Origin of the sequence: Janthinobacterium tructae, from assembly GCF_006517255.1 — a bacterium.
GTDB classification, from domain to species: domain Bacteria; phylum Pseudomonadota; class Gammaproteobacteria; order Burkholderiales; family Burkholderiaceae_D; genus Janthinobacterium; species Janthinobacterium tructae.
On the sequence record NZ_CP041185.1, the window covers coordinates 2,106,489 to 2,124,282 of the forward strand.

Genomic DNA, 17,794 nt, shown 5'->3' on the forward strand with positions numbered 1-17,794 from the left:
CTGCCGCGTCCATTCTTGGCGCCAGCTACTGCCTTATTGACCGTTTCTCGCGACATGCGCGCCGGTAGGCGGCAGGCGTGACATCCATGCTGTCGCGCATGGCCCGCGTCAGCGCGCTCTGCTCGGAAAAACCGGTCGCCAGCGCGATCCCGGCGAGGCTGGCGTCGCTGGCGGCAAGCAGTTCGCAAGCCCGCGCTATGCGCTGCTGCAGCAGCCAGGCATGTGGACTGGCATCCATTTCCTCGCGGAACAGCGCATGCAGGCGGCTGACGCTCAGGCTGGCGAAGCGCGCCATCGACACCGTCGACCACGGCAAGCCAGGCTCGGCTTGCACACGGGCAACCAGCGCGCCCAGGCGCGAACGGGGCTGCGGCTCTCCCGGCAGCAAGGTATCGAGCAATAGCGGCGTCCAGCCCCTGACGATGGCCGGCGTCAGCGCCTGCTGCTGCGCCATGACGCCCAGGTATTCGATCAGCTTGCGGGCACCCGGCCCGATCGCCGTATAAGGACGCTCCAGCAGCTGCTGCCAGCAGCCCCTGGCCACGGTGGCCGCATCCACGTCGAGGATGATGGAATGGTTGGCCACCTGGCTATGCTGGGCATGCCAGGTGTGCGCCGGGATCACCACGGCCTGCTGCGCATCCGCCTTTCCCTGCCTGCCGTCGATGTCCAGCAATAGCTGGCCGTGCAGGGGCAGCACCAGTTGCACGAAATCATGCCGGTTCGGCGCACCGATTTCCGCATAGCTGCGAAAGCTGAGGTCGATGGCAGGCTGTGGTGTGCTGGACATGGCGAGGCCGCCCGGGTGAACAAGCCCCTATTTTATCAGCAGGCAGGTGCACCGAGACGCGCGCCTGGCGCTGCCAGCTTGCCCTACACTGGCGTTTTTTATTCCGGTGCCTCCATGCAACAACCTGCGAACTTCGCCCACATTTCGGCGGAACAAGACTGGCAACACACGACAGCGTACCCACCGCTCGGCTTCACGCCCTTCGCCGAAGGCGCGCTGGGCAATGGCGACACCTTCGGCCTGTACTGGCCCATCGGGCGCGAAGCGTCCGAACCGATCGTGGTCGAGACCTGGCACGACGAGTGGCGCCTCCAGCCGCACTTTTCCAGCCTGGCGGCATTTCTGCAAGCCCATGCGGCAGCGGAGGACGAGTATGTCGGCACGCCATCGCTGACCGATGATCCCGCCTCGCCGCGCGCCGCCTTTCTGGAAGCCAAGGAGTTGATTGCGCAGCGCAACCCGGAGGCGGCCATCGCGCTGCTGGAAGCGGCGCTGGCCCTCGTTCCCGAATATACGGACGCCCTGGTGCTGCTGCATGGCCAGTACGTGCGCGCGGGAAGAATCGGGGAAGCCGTCAAGGTGGCCATCGAGGCCATCATCTCGCCACCGTCCTTTGGCGGCCCGCCCTTCAAGGCCTTGCAATGGCTGCGCACGCAGCCGGTGCCGGACGGGGAACCCGACCCCATCTGGCGCGCCTGCGGGCAGTTGTCGTTCAACTTTGGCGGCAGCAAGGAAAATGCCGATTATCCCGTGCTGCTGGGCGCCATAGCCACCTATGTGGAGCAGCGCAACTACCTTCGCGCATCGACCCTGATGCAGACGTATGCCGAACTGATGAGTGCGGAAACCATCTCGTTCCAGCAGCGCTACGGCTTCGAGCCGGCCGCCTTCATCGCACGCCAGATCGCCGTCAGTGCGCGGCTCCCGCACGGCAGCCGCGACCCGGCAGCGCCATGCCTGCCCGGCAGGGATTAAGTCCCCCTGGCTGACGACATCAGTGCCACATTATTTGGCATATTTGTCATATTTGTTTCTTCCATACGGCCAGCCGCACTTGTATCCATAAAGAAACATATTCAGCCATCCACCCATCCGGCGTTCACAGGTGTAAGAACAGGAAAACTCGGCATCCTGCAGAGAAAAAATCTCAAATACTATTTGACTAATTTGTTGAATATTTGTTTAATTAGGCATATTTAATTTATTTGTTTTTTCAGATGCCAAGGCAAGCCAGACTGCCACGTGACGCAAACACTCACGCACCGTTGTGCCGGCGCGCGCCGGCCTGAGAACATGGAGATCGCAATGAACTACCCGATGATGAAAGCTGAGCAGGCAAAGCAAGGCATCGATGGTGCTGGCCTGGCAGCCGCGCTGGGCAAGATGCAAGGCCTGCTGCAATTCGATTTGCACGGCTGCGTGAGCAACGCCAACCAGATCGCGCTGGATCTGTTCGGCTATCAGCGCGATGAATTGCTGGGCCAGCCCCACCAGTTGCTATGCCCGGTCACGCGCGAACGGCAGCAGGAGGAGCGGGAGTTCTGGCGCCTGCTGGCCGGGGGCCAGTCACAGTGCGGCGATTTTCGTCGCGTGGACAGGCAAGGACGGGAACTCTGGATACAGGCCCGCTATGTCACGCTGTCGCACGACGGCGGACAAGCCGACCACGTCATCGCGCTCATCGACGACATCACGGCCGAGATGCGCGCGCGCCTGGATTTTTCGGGCAAGATCGAGGCCATTGAACGTGTCCAGGCCGTGATTGAATTTGATTTGCAGGGCCGCGTGTTGCGCGCCAACGACAACTTTCTGCGCACATTCGGCTATCAGGAGCAGGAACTGCTCGGCCAGCACCATCGCATGTTCTGCACTGCGGAAGATGTGCAGGCGAGCAGCTACCGGCACTTATGGGAAGGCCTGGAACGCGGTCAATTCCAGTCCGGCGAGTTCCGCAGGATTGACAAGCTGGGACGCGAAGTCTGGATACAGGCGTCCTATAACCCCATCCTCGATATCGATGGCCGGCCGCTCAAAGTGATCAAGTTTGCCACCGATATTACTGCCGCCAAGCGCCTCAGCTCCGAGACAGCCGGCAAGATCGAGGCCATCGCCCGCTCGCAAGCGGTGATCGAATTCGACATGCGGGGCAATATCCTGACGGCCAACAGCAATTTCCTGCGGGCCGTCGGCTACACGCTGGAAGAAGTACAGGGACAGCACCACAGCATGTTTTGCGATGACATACTGGTGCGCAGCGAGGCATACCGTAACTTCTGGGCCGATCTCGGCGAAGGCAAATTCAAGAGCGCCCGTTTTCACCGGCTTGCCAAGCATGGCGCCGCCATCTGGCTGCAAGCCACCTACAATCCGATTCTCGACACCAACGGCCGTGCCTTCAAGGTCGTCAAATTCGCCATGGACATCACGCAGCAGGTCGAGCGCGAACAGACCGTCAGCAGCCGCGTCGCCGGCATCGGCGATGCCATGCAGGAGCTCGCCGGCGCCATCAACAGCATCGGCCAGGGCGCCGCGCATGCGAACACCATCGCACAACAAACGGAACAGCATGCCCGGCAGGGACGCGTACTGCTGGGCCAATCCATCGATTCCATCCTGGAGATCCAGAAATCGTCGCAGGACGTCCATGAAATCGTCAGCACGATCAGCGATATTGCGATCCAGACCAATCTGCTGGCCTTCAATGCCGCCGTCGAGGCGGCCCGCGCCGGAGAGCACGGTCGCGGTTTTGCCGTCGTGGCAGATGAAGTGCGCAAACTGGCCGAGAAATCCGGCGATGCGGCGCGCAACATCGCGCGCCTGATCGATACCACCATCAGCCGCGTCGATCAAAGCGGCACCCTGTCAGAACAGGTGCGCCAATCGTTCGAACAGATCAGTGATTCCGTCCATAACACGACACAATCAATCGGCCAGATCGACCAGGCCACGGCGGCCCAGGTCGACTCCAGCAGGCACGTGGCGCAACTGCTGACCGAGCTGCAAGCGACCACCGCTGCGGAGCACTGAGCATGACGGCCCCGGTAGCGGCGGCACACGATTACGTGCGGGTCAGGATAGGCTCGCTGCAGGTGGGCATTGCCTCTTCCTGTGTGGGCCAGGCGCAGGCGCGTCCCGCCGGTGTGCTTCCCGTGCCGGGCACAACAGGCGCCCTGGCCGGGGTTTTCTCATATCAGGGCCGGGTGATTCCCCTGATCGACTTGCGCCCCTGGCTCCACATGGCGGCCGATACGCCCTGCGCTTACGTGCTGGTGCTGGCGACGGACGGCCTCCTGGCCGGCCTCGCCGTCGATGCCGTCTCCAGCGCGCAGAAGATTCATCCTGAGCACATTGAGCAGGTATACCACGACGATGAGCCTGACCACTTCTTCCGTTACGTCGCGCGATCCGCTGGCGATGATGAACTGCTGAACTTGCTGGAGCCGCAGCGCCTGATGCTGCGGGCGCAAGCCTGGACCCGTACGGCGGGTATGCAAGCAGGAGTCGATGCACCGCCCGACCGGGTCCAGGCCGGCCCTGCCGTATCGCTGGCCATGTTCGAACTGGCAGGGCGCGTACTGGCAGTGCCCGCGACGCTGGTAGCCGAAGTCCTGCCCTGCCCGCCAATGGACACGGCATTCGGCTGGAATGGCCCCTTGGCCGGTGTGGCCGGCTGGCGCGGTCGCCAGGTCTACGTCCTCAATGGCGCCGTTTTTAACGGTGCCTTGCCGGCACCGCCAGCGCCGCCGCCCCTGCTGGCCGTGCTGGAACGCGACGGCCTCTGCCTGGGGCTACGCATCGACAAGACACTGGCCGTGCGCGATATCGCCTGCAGCCAGCTCCTGCACGCGACGGACGGGCCTTGCAGCCACCCACTGGTGGCCGCCACCATCACGGCCGAATCGGGCCCGCCACAACTGCTGCTCGATGACGCGGCCTTGCTGGCCCTATGTCCGCAAACATCGCGGGAAACGCGCGCGCAAGGACAGGCGCTGGCGCAGGACAGGCGCAGCAGCGATGCCTACATCGTCTGCGATGCGGGCGAAGAACTGGCATTGCCGATGGCCGCCATCGTCACCATCCTGCCCCTGCCTGCCGACATGCAAGCACCCTCGCCCGACGACCCGGCCGCGCCGCCTGGCAGCTTTACCTGGCAAGGACGCACGCTGCCATTGATCGCGCTCGGTCCCCAGGGTGCGCCAACGGCGCGCATCGTCGTCATCGAGCACGCGGCACGACATGTTGGCTTGCTGGTGCGTAATCTCGTCACCCTGGTACCCGCCTACGCGGCGACAAAAACCAGCTTCAGCCAGTTCGGCGGGCAAGCGCAGACGATGATCACACTCGATTCACCGGAAGGAAAAGCCAGCTACCGCGTATGGGAACCAAAGGAACTGGCTGGTGTCACAAGCCATGCGCATTGATCTCAGCGCCCCGCGCACGCCAGGTTCGCGCGGAACAGCTTGCGGTACGCCGACGGCGACGTCTGCAAGTTCGCCCGGAAATGCTGGCGCAGCGACAACGCCGTGCCGAAGCCGGCCTCTTGCGCCACGACATCGATCGAGGCCGCGCTTTTTTCCAGCAGGCCTTGCGCATGCGCAAGACGCTGGTTCAGCAGCCATTGCTTGAAGGACGTGCCCGTGGCCTGGCGGAAATGGCGCGTGAAGTTGCGCCGGCTCATGGCGGCCCGTTCGGCCAGCGCGTCGATACTGTGCGCCTGGCCCAGGTTGGCGGCCACGCCAGCGAGCACCTCGGCAAAGCGCCCTTCGCTGCCGGACACGGGTAGCGGGCGCTCGATGAATTGCGCCTGCCCGCCCTGGCGGTGCGGCGCCACCAGCAGCCGGCGCGCCACGCGGTTCGCCACCTCGGCACCGGCCAGCTGGCGCAGCAGATACAAACAGCAATCGAGGCCGGCCGCCACGCCGGCCGACGTCAGCACGGCGCCATCGTCCACGTACAGCACTTCCCGGTCTACCCTGACCTTGGGATAGCGGGCCGCCAGCTGCTGCGCCATGCCCCAGTGCGTGGCAGCGCTCTTGCCATCCAACAAGCCCGCCTGCGCCAGCGGAAACGCGCCCAGGCACAGGCCCACCAAGCGCGCGCCGCGCCCGCTGGCCGCCTGCAGCGCCGCGACCAGCGACGGTGCGGCATCGCGGCAATCGTCGTGCCAGGCCGGCATGATGACGATATCGGCGCCCTCCAGCCCTTCCAGTCCGCACTCCGGCGTGATGGAAAAGCCGGCAGCCGTGCGCAAGGGCGCGGGATCGGCGGCACACACGCGCACCTGAAAAGGCGGCAGATCGGCCTCGTCCGTCTGGGCGCCAAACACGAGGCAAGGCACGGACAAGTGAAATGGCGTCATGCCGTCGAAGGCGATCACGGCGATGCGCAAGGGAGCGGAAGTAACGGAAATTGTAGGCATGGCCCGATTTTATCGCATTGAGGCCTTTGGGCCACTTTCTATTTCAATCACGCGGCCCGAGAATGGCGTTATCGAGGAGCCGTTTCCTCTTTCAACCATCTCAGGAGAACCCATGTCCACCACCCCGCGCCGCGCCCTGCTCGTCATCGATGTACAAAATGAATACTTCACGGGCGACATGCCCATCGAGTATCCGTCCGTCGACATCTCGCTGCCGAATATCGTCACGGCCATGGCCGCCGCCCGCGCCGCCGGCGTGCCCGTGATCGTCGTCCAGCACGATGCGCCGGAAGCTTCCCCCATCTTCGCCAGGGGCAGCGACGGCTGGCAGCTGCATCCGCAAGTGGCCGCCTTTGCCGCCGACCACCACATCAACAAGAGCATGGGCAGCGCCTTTGCAGGCACGGACTTGCGCGCCTGGCTGGAAAACCACAACATCGACACCCTGACGGTGACCGGCTACATGACGCACAACTGCGACGCCGCCACCATCTACCACGCCGCACACGACGGCTTGCAAGTCGAATTCCTGCAGGACGCTACCGGCACCCTGCCCTACGCGAATGCGGGCGGCACGGCCAGCGCGGAGGAAATCCACCGCGTCTTCAGCAGCGTATTTCATTCGAATTTCGCCGCCGTGGCCAGCACGCAGGACTGGCTGGCTGCCGTGCGCGAAGGCAAGCCGCTGGAAAAGGACAATATTTATCTGTCGAACCAGCGTGCGCGCAAGGCGCTGGCGAACTGACGCGGGCAGGAATGGACGGGTATCATGCGTCCATTCCCTACTTGATGATGAACGATGCGAAAAATAACTGTGCTGGGCTTAACGACTGCGGGTGTTTTCCTGCTGGCCACCGCCGCCCTGGTGCTGGCGGGCCTGCACGACAAACTGGCACCCGCCGACGTGATCGTCGTGCCCGGCAACACCATCCTGCCCGACGGCACGCCCAGCCCCCGCCTGCAGGCGCGGCTCGACGTGGCGCTCAAGCAATTCCAGGAACACAGGGCGCCGCGCATCCTCGTCAGTGGGGCCACGGGCAAGGAAGGTTTTGACGAGGCCGCAGCGATGGCCCGCTATCTGCTCAGGCGCGGCGTGCCGGCCAGCGCCATCATCGAAGATAGTCAAGGCTGGACCACGGACGCCACGGCGCGCAATGCGGCGCTTCTCATGCGCCAGCATGGCTGGCAGACAGCCATGGTCGCCACGCAATATTTTCATGTGCCCCGCTTCCGGCTGGCACTGGAGCGGGCCGGCATCACCGTCAGCGGCCAGGTGCACGCGCCCTATGTTGAACTGCGCGACCTGTATTCCGTGCCGCGCGAAACGGTGGGCTACGCCGTGTATTTCGCACGGCCCTGATCCCCGCTTATTGCCCGGCTCACTCGCTCCAGTCGCGCGAGCGCTCCACGGCGCGCTGCCACTTGTGCAGCCGCGTCAGGCGCTCGTCGGCCGCCATGGCCGGTTCGAAACGGCGCCCCACCTGCCACTGGGCGGTGATTTCTTCCTGCGATGCCCAGAAACCCACGGCCAGGCCCGCCAGGTAGGCGGCGCCCAGGGCCGTCGTTTCCGTCACCACGGGACGCACCACGGGCACATTTAATATGTCGGCCTGGAACTGCATCAGCATGTCGTTGCGCGCCGCGCCGCCATCGACGCGCAACTCGGATAGCGCGATGCCAGCGTCATCCTGCATGGCGGACAGCACATCGACGTTCTGGTAAGCCACGCCCTCCAATGCGGCGCGCGCGATGTGCGCCTTGCCCGTGCCGCGCGTGATACCGATCAGGGTGCCGCGTGCATACGGGTCCCAGTACGGCGCGCCGAGACCGGCGAACGCGGGCACGAAGACCAGGCCGCCCGAATCGGGCACGCTGGTGGCCAGTGCTTCCACTTCGGACGAGTCGCGGATGATGCCCAGCCCATCGCGCATCCACTGCACGGCCGCGCCAGCGATGAAGGCGCTGCCTTCGAGCAAGTAATCGGTTTGATTGGCATCCGCACCCAGGCTCCAGCCCACCGTCGTCAACAGCCGGTTTTTCGATGGCAAGGGGCGCTTGCCCACGTTCATCAGCATGAAACAGCCCGTGCCGTAGGTATTTTTCGCCATGCCCGGCTTCAGACACACCTGGCCGAACGTCGCGGCCTGCTGGTCGCCCGCGATGCCGGCGATCGGCACGGAGATACCCAGTAAGTCAACGTGCGTGTGCGCGGCCACGCCGCTCGATGGCACGACGTCGGGCAGCAGCGAGGCGGGAATGTCGAGCAGCGCCAGCAGATCCGTGTCCCACTGCAAAGTATGAATGTTGAACAGCATGGTGCGCGCCGCGTTGCTCGTGTCCGTCAAGTGGGCGCCGCTCATCTTGTAGATCAGCCAGCTGTCGATGGTGCCGAAGGCCAGTTCTCCCCGCTCGGCGCGCGCACGGGCGCCGGGAACGTTGTCGAGCAGCCATTTCAATTTAGTCGCGGAAAAATAGGCGTCCAGCACGAGTCCCGTCTTTTGCTGGATCAGGTCCGCCTTGCCCTGCCCGACCAGTTGCTCGCAATAGGCGGCATTTCTCCGGTCTTGCCAGACGATGGCGTTGGCGACAGGTTCGCCCGTGGCGCGGTCCCACAGCACCGTCGTTTCACGCTGGTTGGTCACGCCGATGGCGGCCACGTCGGATGCCGCCACGCCGCTGTCGCGCAGCACCTGCTGCAGCACGCCTTCTTGCGAGGCCCAGATTTCGTTCGCGTCATGCTCGACCCAGCCCGGCTGGGGGAAAATCTGGCGAAATTCGCGCTGTGCGCTGGCGTGCGGCCGGCCCGCATGGTCAAACAGGATGGCGCGCGAACTGGTGGTGCCTTGGTCTAAAGCGAGTATGTATTTAGTCATCTTCTGGCAATACAAAAACGGGGAAAAACGGGCACGGAACGGATTGACTCCGTGCCCTCAGGACATCGGCGGCAGTTTACCTTACCTTGCCTTCTTTCCAAGCCTGCAATAATTTATCGTAGGCAATCGTTTCACCCTTCGGCTTTTCATTCGCCAGCTTTTTCCATGGGGCGTGCTGATCCGACAGATACTGGTTCGGATCACCCTTGGCATTGAGCTTGGGTGCGCACGCCTTCATGCCCGCCCGCTGCAGGCGCGCCATGACCTGGTCCATTTCCTCGGCCAGGTTATCCATGGCCGCTTGCGGCGTTTTTTCCGCCGTAATCGCCGTGGCCACGTTTTTCCACCACAGCTGGGCCAGCTTAGGATAGTCGGGCACGTTGTTGCCCGTTGGCGTCCACGCCACGCGTGCGGGGCTGCGGTAAAACTCGATCAAGCCGCCGTATTCGTTCGCATGTTTCGTGAAGTAATCGTGGCGGATGTCGGAATCGCGGATGAAGGTCAGGCCGACGATGGATTTCTTCAGCGACACGGTTTTCGAGGTGACGAATTGCGCGTACAGCCAGGCGGCGGCCTTGCGGTCATCCGGCGTGGACTTGAACAGGAACCAGGAACCGACATCCTGATAGCCGTTCTGCATGCCCTCTTTCCAGTACGGGCCGTGCGGCGACGGCGCCATGCGCCATTTCGGCGTGCCGTCCTTGTTGACCACTGGCAAGCCCGGTTTCGTCATGCCCGCCGTAAACGCCGTGTACCAGAAGATTTGCTGGGCGATTTCACCCTGCGCCGGCACGGGACCCGCTTCCGAGAAATTCATGCCGTTCGCCTGCGGCGGCGCGTATTTCTTCATCCAGTCGATGTATTTCGTCAGCGCATACACGGCCGCCGGCGAATTGGTGGCGCCGCCGCGTGAAACGGACGCGCCCACAGGCGTGCACTTGTCGGCCGCTACCTTGATGCCCCACTCGTCGACGGGCAAGCCGTTCGGGATGCCCTTGTCGGCCGCGCCGGCCATCGACAGCCACGCATCGGTGAAGCGCCAGCCCAGTGACGGATCTTTCTTGCCGTAATCCATGTGGCCATACACTTTCTTGCCGTCCAGTTCCTTCACGTCATTGGTAAAAAAGTCGGCGATGTCTTCATACGCGGACCAGTTTTGCGGCACGCCCAGCTCGTAGCCATACTTGGCCTTGAACTTGGCTTGCAAATCCTTGCGCGCGAACCAGTCGGCGCGGAACCAGTACAGGTTGGCAAATTGCTGGTCGGGCAGCTGGTACACCTTGCCATCGGGCGCCGTGGTAAAGCTGATGCCGATGAAATCTTTCAAGTCCAGGCCGGGATTGGTGAATTCCTTGCCCTTGGCAGCCATGTAGTCGGACAGCGGTTCGACGGCGCCATAGCGGTAATGCGTGCCAATCAGGTCGGAATCGGAAATCCAGCCGTCATAGATGCTCTTGCCTGACTGCATCGACGTTTGCAGCTTTTCCACCACGTCGCCTTCCTGGATGATGTCGTGGCGCACCTTGATGCCCGTGATTTCCTCGAAAGCCTTGGCCAGAGTCTTCGATTCGTAGACGTGGGTGTCGATGGTTTCCGAGACCACGGAAATTTCCTTGATGCCCTTGGCTTTCAGCTTGGCCGCCGCATCGATGAACCACTGCATTTCAGCAAGCTGTTGCTGCTTGCTCAGGCTGGATGGCTGGAATTCCTTGTCGATCCAGGTTTGCGCCTGTTTGGCGTCGGCCAGGGCCGCATTCGACACGAGCATGGCCACCGCCGCGAAGACCGTGAACTTCAATTTCATCGTGAATCTCCTTTTATTGTATTGCCGGCCGCCTGCTGACGGTCCGGCCTCCATCAACACCGGCAAGCCGGCTCACCCCCAACGCATTACCACTAATAAAAGTACAAAACTGATGGCAGCCCCGATGGCCTGCTGCATTTCCGTAAACCCCGCCCAGGCCAGATTCACATATGCCGCCGTGAGCAAGCCGATGAACAAACGGTCGCCACGCGTGGTCGGCATGGGCAGGAAGCCCTTGCGCGCGATGCTGGGCGAGCGGATTTGCCACACCGTCATGCCAGCGAGCATCAAGCCGATGCAGATGAAGAAGATGGCCACTTCCGGCGTCCAGGCCATCCAGCCGAACAGGCTGGCTGTGCTATCACTCGTATTTTCCATGTCACACCCTCCCCATCGCGAAACCCTTGGCGATGTAATGCCGCACGAACCAGATCACCAGCGCGCCGGGCACGATGGTCAGCACGCCCGCCGCCGCCAGCACGCCCCAGTCCATGCCGGCCGCCGACACGGTGCGCGTCATGGTGGCGGCAATCGGCTTGGCGTTGACGGACGTCAAGGTGCGCGCCAATAACAGTTCCACCCAGCTGAACATGAAACAGAAGAAGGCCGTCACGCCCACGCCCGACTTAATCATCGGCAAGAAGATGCGGATGAAGAAACGGGGGAAGCTGTAGCCGTCGATATACGCCGTCTCGTCGATTTCCTTCGGCACGCCGGACATGAAGCCTTCCAAAATCCACACGGCCAGCGGCACGTTGAAGACCATGTGCGCCAGCGCCACGGCCAGATGCGTATCCATCAGGCCCACCGTCGAATACAGCTGGAAGAAGGGCACGAGAAAGACGGCGGGCGGCGTCATGCGGTTGGTCAGCAGCCAGAAGAACAGATGCTTGTCGCCGACAAAGTTATAGCGCGAAAAGGCATACGCGGCCGGCAAGGCGACGGTGACCGACATCACCATGTTCAAGGCCACGTAAATCATGGAATTGATGTAGCCGCTGTACCACGATGGGTCCGTAAAGATGGTCTTGTAGTTGGCGAACGTCAGGTGTTCGGGCCACAGGCTCAGCACGCCGACGATTTCCTCGTTGGTCTTGAGCGACATGTTGAGCATCCAGTAGATGGGCAATAGTGAGCCCAGCAGGAAGACGATCAGGATGGTGGCGCTGATTTTCTTGTGCATCATTTCTGGTCTCCCGTGCCAACGCGCTGCATCCACGTGTACAGCACAAAGCAGAACAGCAGGATGATCAGGAAGTAAATCAATGAGAACGCCGAGGCCGGCCCCAGGTCGAACTGGCCCACGGCCTTTTGCGTCAGGTATTGCGACAAAAAGGTGGTGGCATTGCCCGGTCCGCCGCCGGTCAGCACGAACGGTTCCGTGTAGATCATGAAACTGTCCATGAAGCGCAGCAAGACGGCGATCATCAGCACATTGCGCAGTTTCGGCAGCTGGATGTAGCGGAACACGGCCAGGCGCGAAGCGCCGTCGATGCGCGCCGCCTGGTAATACGCATCGGGAATGGCGCGCAGACCCGCATAGCACAGCAGCACGACCAATGGCGTCCAGTGCCAGATATCCATCACCATCACCGTCAGCCAGGCATCGAGCGAGTTGCCGTTGTAGTTGTAGTCAAAACCCAATTGATTCAAGGTGTAGCCCATCAGGCCGATGTCGCCACGGCCAAAGATTTGCCAGATGGTGCCCACCACGTTCCACGGTATCAGCAGGGGCAGCGCGATCAGCACCAGCGCCAGCGACGCCTTCCAGCCCTCGGCCGGCATGCACAGGGCAATCAAAATACCGAGCGGTATCTGGATCGCCAGCACGGAGCCGGAAAACAGCAACTGGCGCAGCAAGGCGCTGTGCAAGTCGCCGTCCAGCATGACCATGCGGAACCATTCGGTGCCCACAAACACCTTTTGCGTGGGACTCAGGATATCTTGCACGGAATAATTGACCACCGTCATCAGCGGCAGGATGGCGGAAAAGGCCACGCACAGCAGCACGGGCAGGATCAGTAGCCAGGCGCGGCGGTTGTTATCGGTTTTACCGTTATGTATCATCAGGCCACCCGCTTATCGTTGATATAGAACAAGGTGCGTTGCTGGGGAAAGCGCAGCCGTACAGCCTGCCCCGCCACGGCATCGATGGCGCGCAGCTTGGCCGCCACCGTGGCGCTGCCCAGGCGAAACTCGGCCAGGTAATGCGTGCCCATGTTGCGTACGGCAGTCACCGTGGCGTCCAGGCAGAGGTCACCCCGTTCGCCCCCCGCGCCGCCCTCGCCCGCTGGCAGGCATTCGACGAATTCCGGCCGCACGCCGAGCGTGATCTTGCCTTGCGCGCCAGCCAGGGCCGCGCGGGCGGCGGCGGACACGGCCAGCGGCTGGCCCGCCACCCTCGCCCCGCCATCGTCCAGGATGCAATCGAGCAAGTTCATGCCCGGATTGCCGATGAAATAGCCGACAAACGTGTGCTCGGGTTCCTCGAACAGCGCTTGCGCGCTGCCCGTCTGCACCACCTCGCCCTGCGTCATGACGACCACCTGGTCGGCAAAGGTCAGCGCTTCCACCTGGTCGTGCGTGACGTAGATCAAGGATAATTTCAGTTCGTGGTGGATTTCCTTGAGTTTCCTGCGCAACAGCCATTTCAGGTGCGGATCGATCACCGTCAGCGGTTCATCGAACAGCACGGCCGCCACGTCGGGACGCACGAGACCGCGTCCCAGTGAAATCTTTTGCTTCGCGTCCACGGACAAGCCGCTGGCGCGCAATTTCAGGTCGCCCGTCAGCTCCAGCATCTGCGCCACCTGCTGCACGCGCTTTTTCACCTCGATCTCTTTCCAGCCGCGATTGCGCAGCGGAAACGCCAGGTTGTCGTGCACGGTCATGGTGTCGTAGATCACGGGAAACTGGAATACTTGCGCGATATTGCGCGCCTCGGTCGGCAGTTGCGTCACATCCTTGCCGTCGAACAGCACCTTGCCATGCGACGGCTTCACCAGGCCGGAGATGATATTGAGCAAAGTCGTCTTGCCGCAGCCGGACGGCCCCAGCAAGGCATACGCGCCGCCGTCATGCCACGCCATGCTCATGGGCCGCAGCGCATAGTCGGCGGGTGCCGCCGGGTTCGGTTTGTAGGCGTGGGCCAGGTCGACCAGTTCGATGCGCGCCATATCACACTCCTCCTTGCACAGGGGCAAACAGCAGCCCGCCATCGTCCGCAAAGATCAGCAAGGCATGCGGCTGGCAATACACGGTGCAGGCGCTGCCGATCTCCAGGTTGTGCACGCCGCCCAGTTGCGCCACCAGGGCCAGTTCGCCACGGCGCGCATGCACATAGGTTTCCGAGCCGCTGATTTCCGCCAGGTCCACCGAAGCTGCGATGGCCACGTCGCCATCGGACTGGGGAGATAAATGCAGGCTGTGCGCGCGTACGCCGAGAATCACCTCCGTGCTGTCGCCCAGGCGGGCGCGCTGCTCACCGCTCAGGTGTATCGCCAGGCCGTCCGCCATCCGCGCCACGCCATTCGCATCCACGCGCGCGGAAATCAGGTTGATGGGCGGATCGCTGAAGGTGCGCGCCACGGCGATGGAATTGGGCGCGTTGAAGACGTCCAGGGTCGGCCCCTGCTGCAGCAAGCGTCCCTCGTGCAGCACGGCCACGTGGCCGCCCAGCTGCAACGCTTCCAGCGGTTCCGTGGTCGCGTACACGACCGTCGTGCTGCCGCTGGAAAACAGTTCCGTCAATTCGCGGCGCAACTCCTCGCGCAGTTTGTAGTCGAGGTTCACCAATGGCTCGTCGAGCAGCAGCAGCGAGGCATCCTTGATCAGCGCGCGCCCCAGCGCCGTGCGCTGCTGCTGGCCGCCCGACAGTTCGCCGGGCGTGCGTTGCAGATACGGCGTAATATGCAGGCGCTCGGCCAGCGCCAGCACTTTTGCGCGGATCTGTTCCTCGGGCACCTTGCGCAAGCGCAAGGGCGAGGCGATATTGTCGTACACGGTAAAGGCCGGATAGTTGATGAATTGCTGGTACACCATGGCCAGATTACGCTTGCTGACGGGCACGCCCGTCACATCGACGCCATCGGCCGTGACGGTGCCCCCGCTGGGCTTGTCCAGGCCCGCCATCACGCGCATCAGGGTGGTCTTGCCGGCACGCGTGGTGCCCAGCAAGACGTTGATGGCGCCCGGCACCAGCGCCAGCGACATCGGATATAAATAATCGTCAGCCCCCTGCTTCCTGCTGATCTTGTCCAGTACCAGTTGCACGCGCGTCTCCTCCAGTGATGGTTTCTTATTCTTCGCGGCACCCTCTGCGGGGCGTGGTCGCCAACGTGTGCTGCTTACAACGACAACGGGTGCTGCAACAGCCAGGCGTCGAGCCTGCCCACTGTCTCGCGCGGCAGGTGCAGACCCAGCTTGGAGCGCCGCCACAGGATGTCGGCCGCGCTGACGGCCCATTCATGGCGCCGCAAATAGTCGACTTCCGCCGCGTACAGGCCAGCGGCGATTTCCTCGCCCATGGCCGCCACATCCTTACGCCCATCGAGCAGCACATGGATGCGCGTACCGTAGGCGCGCGCATAGCGCGCCACCAGCGCCGCCGGCAGCCACGCATAGTCGCGCTGCAAGCCCTGCACGAACTGGCCGAATTCGCGCACGGACCGGTTCTGCGGCACGCTGCCGAACACGTCGCCACCGGGCAGGCAGGCGTTGGCCGTCCAGGCCGGCCGTGTATTGCCCAGCAAGGGCGCCAGTATATCGAGCGCTTCCTCGGCCAGCTTGCGAAAGGTGGTGATCTTGCCGCCGAAGATACTCAGCAGCGGCGCGCCTTCCTGGTCCAGTTCGAAGCGGTAATCGCGCGTGACGGCCTTGGCGTCGGCGGACGCGTCTTCCACCAGCGGGCGCACGCCCGCATACGTCCAGACCACGTCAGCAGGATTGATGGGCTTGCTGAAATAGTAACTGGAAAGCTCGCACAAGTAACGAATTTCCGCGTCATCGATTTCCACCTTGCCGCGCTCGCCCTGGTAGTCGAGATCGGTAGTGCCGATCAGGGTGAAATCGTGCTCGTACGGAATGGCAAACACGATGCGTCCGTCCGGATGCTGGAAGATATACGCATGATCATGCGCGAACAAGCGCTTGACGACGATATGGCTGCCCTTGATCAAACGCAAATGCCGGCCCTGTCCGCCGGGCGCCGCCTGCTGCAGAAATTCCGCCGTCCACGGCCCGGCCGCATTGACGACGCTGCGCGCGCGCACGGCCAACTCACGTCCATCGCCTTGCTGCAGGATCGCCTGCCAGCAAGCGTCCGCACCCGCGCCATCGCGCCGCAGGGCCGTGCAGCGCGTCTGCGTCAGCACGTGCGCGCCCTTGTCCGCCGCGTCGATGGCGTTCAGCACCACCAGGCGCGCATCGTCGACCCAGCCGTCGGAGTACACGAAACCGCGCTTGAACTCAGGTTTTAACGGTTGTCCGGCCGCGTGGCGCTCAAGGTCGATGCCGCTGGAGGCAGGCAGGATTTCCCGCTTCGCCAGCATGTCGTAGAGAATCAGGCCGGCGCGTATCAGCCAGGCGGGGCGCTGGCCCTTGGCGTGCGGCATGACGAAGCGCAGCGGCCACATGATGTGCGGCGCCGAGCGCAGCAGCACTTCGCGCTCGATCAGCGCCTTGCGCACGAGGCCGAACTCATAGTATTCGAGGTAGCGCAGGCCGCCGTGTATCAGCTTGGTGGATGCGGACGAGGTGTGCGCGGCCAGGTCGTCTTTTTCGCACAACACCACGGACAAGCCCCGCCCGGCCGCGTCGCGCGCGATGCCGGCGCCGTTGATGCCGCCGCCTACCACCAGTACGTCGCATGCCATCACCGGCTGCGGCTGCGGCACTGCGTCGATTCCCTGCTGCATTGAGGCCATCGGGACTCCATCGTTATCAAGGACAAGCGACCAAGAAAGACTAGGCACACCCGGCGACTGTGGTTAAGATCAATACGGATGTCATACGAATGCAATATGGATAAGATTACGCCATAAATCGAACTCATAGCAACATATTTTCACCCACATTTGTTCGATTTTGTTCGCTTATGCAATTTTAAAGAGACACGCCCATGAATTTGAATCCCCGCCAGCGCCGCTTGCTTGAAGTGGTGCGCCAGAAAGTCACCATGTCGGTCGAGGAGTTGGCCCAGCAACTCGACGTCACGCCGCAAACCGTGCGGCGCGACGTCAAGCAGATGGAAGAAGCGCGCCTGCTGGCGCGCTATCACGGCGGCGTGGGCTTGCCCTCGTCCGTGGAGAACATCGATTACAGCCAGCGCCAGGTATTCAACAGCGACGCCAAGCGGCGCATCGCCACCGCCGTGGCGGCGCAAGTGCCGCATGGCTGTTCGCTCCTGATCAATATCGGCACCACCACCGAAGAAGTGGCGCGTGCGCTGGGACAGCACACGGGCTTGCACGTGGTGACGAACAACCTGAACGTGGCCGCCATCCTGGCCGACAACGCCGCCTGCGAAGTCATCGTGGCCGGCGGCGTGGTGCGCGGACGCGACCGTGGCATCGTGGGTGAAGCCACCATCGACTTCATCCGCCAGTTCAAGGTCGACATCGGCATCATCGGCATTTCCAGCATCGACGAAGACGGCAGCCTGCGCGACTTCGATGCGCGCGAAGTGAAGGTGGCGCAAGCCATCATCGAGCAGTCGCGCGAAGTGTGGCTGGTGGCTGACCAGCATAAATTCGGCCGCAAGGCGCTGGTGCGCCTGGCCGATCTGGCGCAAATCGATATCCTGTTTACGGATGCGCCGCCGCCGGCCCGCTTTGCCCAGGTCTTGCGCGATGCCAACGTAAAAGTGCACGTGGCCACCTGACGACGACTCGTCCACTGGCCGTGCCAGG

At 62.9% G+C, this 17,794-nt stretch carries 16 protein-coding genes; 6 read left to right on the forward strand and 10 right to left on the reverse strand.

The window, feature by feature from the left end; all coding sequences use genetic code 11:
- Window positions 1-25: 25 nt before the first annotated feature.
- Window positions 26-790, reverse strand: coding sequence for an AraC family transcriptional regulator (locus FJQ89_RS09245; protein WP_141169971.1), 765 nt, complete (start codon window positions 788-790; stop codon window positions 26-28).
- A gap of 114 nt (window positions 791-904) precedes the next feature.
- Here FJQ89_RS09245 and FJQ89_RS09250 point away from each other — a divergent pair, with 114 nt between their 5' ends.
- The 3 genes from FJQ89_RS09250 (at window position 905) to FJQ89_RS09260 (ending at window position 5,211) form a co-directional block, all read left to right on the forward strand.
- Window positions 905-1,765, forward strand: a complete 861-nt coding sequence (locus FJQ89_RS09250) for a tetratricopeptide repeat protein (RefSeq protein WP_141169972.1) — start codon at window positions 905-907, stop codon at window positions 1,763-1,765.
- 330 nt (window positions 1,766-2,095) lie between these two features.
- Window positions 2,096-3,817 (forward strand): methyl-accepting chemotaxis protein, encoded by a 1,722-nt coding sequence (locus FJQ89_RS09255; RefSeq protein WP_168208421.1) that lies wholly within the window; start codon window positions 2,096-2,098, stop codon window positions 3,815-3,817.
- Window positions 3,818-3,819: 2 nt separating this feature from the next.
- The gene (locus FJQ89_RS09260) at window positions 3,820-5,211 is read left to right on the forward strand and encodes a chemotaxis protein CheW (RefSeq protein ID WP_141169973.1); all 1,392 of its coding nucleotides are present in this window, start codon (window positions 3,820-3,822) and stop codon (window positions 5,209-5,211) included.
- A gap of 2 nt (window positions 5,212-5,213) precedes the next feature.
- On the opposite strand, the gene FJQ89_RS09265 is transcribed toward FJQ89_RS09260, so the two are convergent.
- On the reverse strand, window positions 5,214-6,179 hold the full coding sequence (locus tag FJQ89_RS09265; RefSeq protein ID WP_141172715.1) for a GlxA family transcriptional regulator: 966 nt from the start codon (window positions 6,177-6,179) through the stop codon (window positions 5,214-5,216).
- A gap of 142 nt (window positions 6,180-6,321) precedes the next feature.
- Between FJQ89_RS09265 and FJQ89_RS09270 the strand changes: the two genes are divergently transcribed.
- Both FJQ89_RS09270 and FJQ89_RS09275 read left to right on the forward strand, forming a co-directional pair.
- Window positions 6,322-6,954: a cysteine hydrolase family protein gene (locus FJQ89_RS09270; RefSeq protein WP_141169974.1), complete on the forward strand. Its 633-nt coding sequence runs from the start codon at window positions 6,322-6,324 to the stop codon at window positions 6,952-6,954.
- Window positions 6,955-7,008: 54 nt separating this feature from the next.
- Entirely contained in the window at window positions 7,009-7,569 is a 561-nt protein-coding gene (locus tag FJQ89_RS09275; protein WP_243136491.1) for a YdcF family protein, read from the forward strand.
- A 19-nt stretch (window positions 7,570-7,588) separates the two neighbouring features.
- On the opposite strand, the gene glpK is transcribed toward FJQ89_RS09275, so the two are convergent.
- The 8 genes from glpK to glpD all read right to left on the reverse strand — a co-directional run bounded on the left by glpK (window position 7,589) and on the right by glpD (window position 16,810).
- Window positions 7,589-9,082, reverse strand: a complete 1,494-nt coding sequence (glpK, locus tag FJQ89_RS09280; protein WP_141169975.1) for a glycerol kinase GlpK — start codon at window positions 9,080-9,082, stop codon at window positions 7,589-7,591.
- Between the two features lie 76 nt (window positions 9,083-9,158).
- Entirely contained in the window at window positions 9,159-10,886 is a 1,728-nt protein-coding gene (locus FJQ89_RS09285; RefSeq protein ID WP_099763197.1) for an ABC transporter substrate-binding protein, read from the reverse strand.
- 72 nt (window positions 10,887-10,958) lie between these two features.
- Window positions 10,959-11,234 (reverse strand): DUF2160 domain-containing protein, encoded by a 276-nt coding sequence (locus FJQ89_RS09290; RefSeq protein WP_071076998.1) that lies wholly within the window; start codon window positions 11,232-11,234, stop codon window positions 10,959-10,961.
- A gap of 31 nt (window positions 11,235-11,265) precedes the next feature.
- On the reverse strand, window positions 11,266-12,072 hold the full coding sequence (locus FJQ89_RS09295; RefSeq protein ID WP_096236286.1) for a carbohydrate ABC transporter permease: 807 nt from the start codon (window positions 12,070-12,072) through the stop codon (window positions 11,266-11,268).
- Window positions 12,069-12,953: a carbohydrate ABC transporter permease gene (locus tag FJQ89_RS09300; RefSeq protein WP_071076566.1), complete on the reverse strand. Its 885-nt coding sequence runs from the start codon at window positions 12,951-12,953 to the stop codon at window positions 12,069-12,071. The genes FJQ89_RS09295 and FJQ89_RS09300 overlap by 4 nt, the downstream gene beginning before the upstream one ends.
- A complete protein-coding gene (locus tag FJQ89_RS09305; RefSeq protein ID WP_141169976.1) occupies window positions 12,953-14,062 on the reverse strand; it encodes an ABC transporter ATP-binding protein in 1,110 nt (369 codons plus the stop codon). Before FJQ89_RS09305 ends, FJQ89_RS09300 begins: the two co-directional genes overlap by 1 nt.
- A 1-nt stretch (window position 14,063) precedes the next feature.
- Entirely contained in the window at window positions 14,064-15,158 is a 1,095-nt protein-coding gene (locus FJQ89_RS09310; protein WP_141169977.1) for an ABC transporter ATP-binding protein, read from the reverse strand.
- A gap of 74 nt (window positions 15,159-15,232) precedes the next feature.
- Complete coding sequence (glpD, locus tag FJQ89_RS09315; protein WP_243136492.1) at window positions 15,233-16,810, reverse strand: glycerol-3-phosphate dehydrogenase; 1,578 nt, start codon at window positions 16,808-16,810, stop codon at window positions 15,233-15,235.
- A 194-nt stretch (window positions 16,811-17,004) separates the two neighbouring features.
- On the opposite strand from glpD, the gene FJQ89_RS09320 reads away from it, so the two are divergent.
- Entirely contained in the window at window positions 17,005-17,766 is a 762-nt protein-coding gene (locus tag FJQ89_RS09320; RefSeq protein ID WP_141169978.1) for a DeoR/GlpR family DNA-binding transcription regulator, read from the forward strand.
- The last annotated feature ends 28 nt before the right edge of the window (window positions 17,767-17,794 follow it).

Coding starts and splice junctions, on each gene's coding strand:
- FJQ89_RS09245 (WP_141169971.1), bottom strand. CDS start 790: ATGTCCAGCACACCACAGCCTGCCATCGACCTCAGCTTTCGCAGCTAT.
- FJQ89_RS09250 (WP_141169972.1), top strand. CDS start 905: ATGCAACAACCTGCGAACTTCGCCCACATTTCGGCGGAACAAGACTGG.
- FJQ89_RS09255 (WP_168208421.1), top strand. CDS start 2,096: ATGAACTACCCGATGATGAAAGCTGAGCAGGCAAAGCAAGGCATCGAT.
- FJQ89_RS09260 (WP_141169973.1), top strand. CDS start 3,820: ATGACGGCCCCGGTAGCGGCGGCACACGATTACGTGCGGGTCAGGATA.
- FJQ89_RS09270 (WP_141169974.1), top strand. CDS start 6,322: ATGTCCACCACCCCGCGCCGCGCCCTGCTCGTCATCGATGTACAAAAT.
- FJQ89_RS09275 (WP_243136491.1), top strand. CDS start 7,009: ATGCGAAAAATAACTGTGCTGGGCTTAACGACTGCGGGTGTTTTCCTG.
- glpK (WP_141169975.1), bottom strand. CDS start 9,082: ATGACTAAATACATACTCGCTTTAGACCAAGGCACCACCAGTTCGCGC.
- FJQ89_RS09285 (WP_099763197.1), bottom strand. CDS start 10,886: ATGAAATTGAAGTTCACGGTCTTCGCGGCGGTGGCCATGCTCGTGTCG.
- FJQ89_RS09295 (WP_096236286.1), bottom strand. CDS start 12,072: ATGATGCACAAGAAAATCAGCGCCACCATCCTGATCGTCTTCCTGCTG.
- FJQ89_RS09300 (WP_071076566.1), bottom strand. CDS start 12,953: ATGATACATAACGGTAAAACCGATAACAACCGCCGCGCCTGGCTACTG.
- FJQ89_RS09305 (WP_141169976.1), bottom strand. CDS start 14,062: ATGGCGCGCATCGAACTGGTCGACCTGGCCCACGCCTACAAACCGAAC.
- glpD (WP_243136492.1), bottom strand. CDS start 16,810: ATGGCCTCAATGCAGCAGGGAATCGACGCAGTGCCGCAGCCGCAGCCG.
- FJQ89_RS09320 (WP_141169978.1), top strand. CDS start 17,005: ATGAATTTGAATCCCCGCCAGCGCCGCTTGCTTGAAGTGGTGCGCCAG.